Source organism: Streptomyces sp. CO7 (genome assembly GCF_053474865.1).
Map to the genome: position 1 here is coordinate 833,915 of NZ_JBRIOU010000002.1, position 2,551 is coordinate 836,465.

A 2,551-nucleotide genomic window follows, 5' to 3' on the forward strand; every position below is an offset into this window, starting at 1 on the left:
GCACCCGGGTGCACGGGGCGGCGACCCGCCGGAGGGCGGGTCGCCGCCCCGTCGGTCCACCGGAGTGGAGTGAGTCCCTGGACCGCCCTCCGGCTGCGCGGCGTTGTGGTGGCCGCGAAGCACAGTGCCGAAGCAGGGGCCGGAGCGGTCTGCCGCTCCCGGCGTCGATACTGGGCTCCACAGCGTGGACGGGGGAGCGGTGGACTGGTCGACAGGACTTCTCGGGTTCGCCGCGGGCCTGCTGATCGCGGCGGTGACCGCGCCGGTGGGCGTGTCCGGCGCGGTCCTCCTGCTGCCCGTCCAGCTGAGCGTGCTGGGCGTGCCCAGTCCGGCCGTCACCCCGACCAACCTCCTCTACAACGTCGTCGCCGGTCCCGGCGCCCTGCTGCGCTACCGGCGGGACGGGCGCCTGTACGGTCCGCTGACGCGTCTCCTCGTCGTCGGAACCCTGCCCGGGGTGGTGCTCGGGGCGGTGATCCGGGTCTTCGCCGTCCCCGGCCCCGCCGTGTTCCGGATCCTGGTCGCGGTCCTCCTCCTGCCCCTGGGCCTGTGGCTCGTCGCCCGGACCCTGCGGCCCGTCACCGCCACCGCGCCCGAACCGGCTCCCGGCCGCGCGCAGGGCGAGCCGTCGCCCCGCGTCGTCACGATGCTGGCCGTCGCGGTCGGAACGGTCGGGGGGATCTACGGAATCGGCGGCGGCTCCCTCCTCGGGCCGATCCTGGTCGGGCGGGGCATGCCCGTCTCCCGGGTCGCCCCGGCCGCCCTCGCCACCACCTTCCTGACCTCGGTGGTCGGCGCCGGCGCGTACGGCCTGCTGTCCCTCACCGGCAACGGGCACATCGCCCCCGACGTCCTCCTCGGCCTGTCCTGCGGCCTGGGCGGGCTGGCCGGCGGCTACCTCGGCGCCCGTCTCCAGCCCCGTCTGCCCGAACGCCTCCTGCGCGTCCTGCTGGGCTCACTGGTCGCGGCGGTCGGCGGGCTCTACGCGGCGCAGACCCTCATGTGAACAGGTCCGCGGTGCGGGCGAGTCCGCGGTAGGGCCGGTCCGCCGTGCGTCGGCAGGTCCCCGCCCACGGCCGTCCCGCGGACCGCGGCTCCGGCCGCCTTCCGCTCCCTCGTCGGAGAGCCGGGCGATCACTACACTCGCCTGAACGCTCGTCGTCCGGACCGTCGCACGGAAACCCCGAGGTGAGAGTCCATGTTCACGACCCGGCCCACGCTCCAGGGCACCTTCGGCATGGTGTCGTCCACGCACTGGCTCGCCTCGCAGTCGGCGATGGCCGTGCTGGAGGACGGCGGCAACGCCTTCGACGCGGCGGTCGCGGCCGGCTTCGTGCTGCACGTCGTCGAACCCCACCTCAACGGCCCCGCCGGCGAGGTGCCGATCCTGCTGGCGCCCGCCGGGGGAGAGGTGCGGGTGCTGTGCGGGCAGGGCGTGGCCCCCGCCGCCGCGACCGTCGCCCACTACCGCGGGCTCGGCCTCGAACTGGTCCCCGGCACCGGCCCGTTGGCGGCGGCCGTACCCGGCGCCTTCGACGCGTGGATGGTGCTGCTGCGCGACCACGGCTCCAAGGAGCTCGCGGACGTGCTCCAGTACGCCGTCGGCTACGCAGAGGACGGGCACCCGCCCGTGGAGCGGATGACCGAGACCGTGGCCACCGTGCGGGAGCTGTTCGAGAGCGAGTGGACGTCCTCCGCCGAGGTCTACCTGCCGAACGGTGAACTCCCGCGCCCCGGAGCCCTGTTCCGCAACCCGGCGCTGGCCGCCACCTGGCGGCGCCTGCTCGCCGAGGCCGATGCCCCGGGCGGCGACCGGGTCGATCGCATCGAGCGGGCCAGGGAGATATGGCGTTCGGGGTTCATAGCCCGCGCGCTTCTGCGGCAGTCCGGCCGCCCGACCCTGGACACCAGCGGTGATCACCACACCGGCGTCCTCACCGCCGAGGACCTCGCGTCCTGGTCCGCGACGTACGAGACCCCGGCCGCCTTCGACTGGCGCGGCTGGACCCTCTGCAAGGCCGGGCCCTGGAGCCAGGGCCCCGCCTTCCTCCAGCAACTCGCGCTGCTTCCCGACGAGTTGCCGCCGTACGCCTCCGCCGAGTACCTGCACCTGCTGATCGAGGGCTGCAAGCTCGCGATGGCCGACCGCGAGGCCTGGTACGGCGACGCCGGCCCCGATGGCGTCCCGCTCGCCGACCTGCTCTCCGCCGGCTACAACGCCGAACGCCGCCGCCTGGTCGACCCCGGCAAGGCGTCCCTCGAACTGCGCCCCGGCAGCCCCGGCGGGCGCGAGCCCCGGCTGGCCGCCCTGGCGCACCTGATCGCCGACGACGAGCCGGAGTTCAACGCGCTGGGCGTCGGCGAACCCACCGTCGCCCGGGACGGCGGCACCCGCGGTGACACCTGCCACCTGGACGTCGTCGACCGCTGGGGCAACATGATCGCCGCGACCCCCAGCGGCGGCTGGCTCCAGTCCAACCCGGTCGTCCCGGAACTCGGCTTCCCGCTCGGCACCCGCCTCCAGATGACCTGGCTGGAGGAGGGCCTCCCC

General features: G+C 75.0%; 2 protein-coding genes. Both read left to right on the top strand.

Annotated features, from left to right (window positions below; all coding sequences use genetic code 11):
* The first annotated feature begins 199 nt into the window (after positions 1 to 199).
* The gene (locus ACOV8S_RS05780; protein WP_448316446.1) at positions 200 to 1,006 is read left to right on the top strand and encodes a sulfite exporter TauE/SafE family protein; all 807 of its coding nucleotides are present in this window, start codon (positions 200 to 202) and stop codon (positions 1,004 to 1,006) included.
* 192 nt (positions 1,007 to 1,198) lie between these two features.
* The coding region (locus ACOV8S_RS05785) for a gamma-glutamyltransferase family protein (protein WP_448316447.1) at positions 1,199 to 2,551 on the top strand (1,353 nt) is incomplete at its 3' end.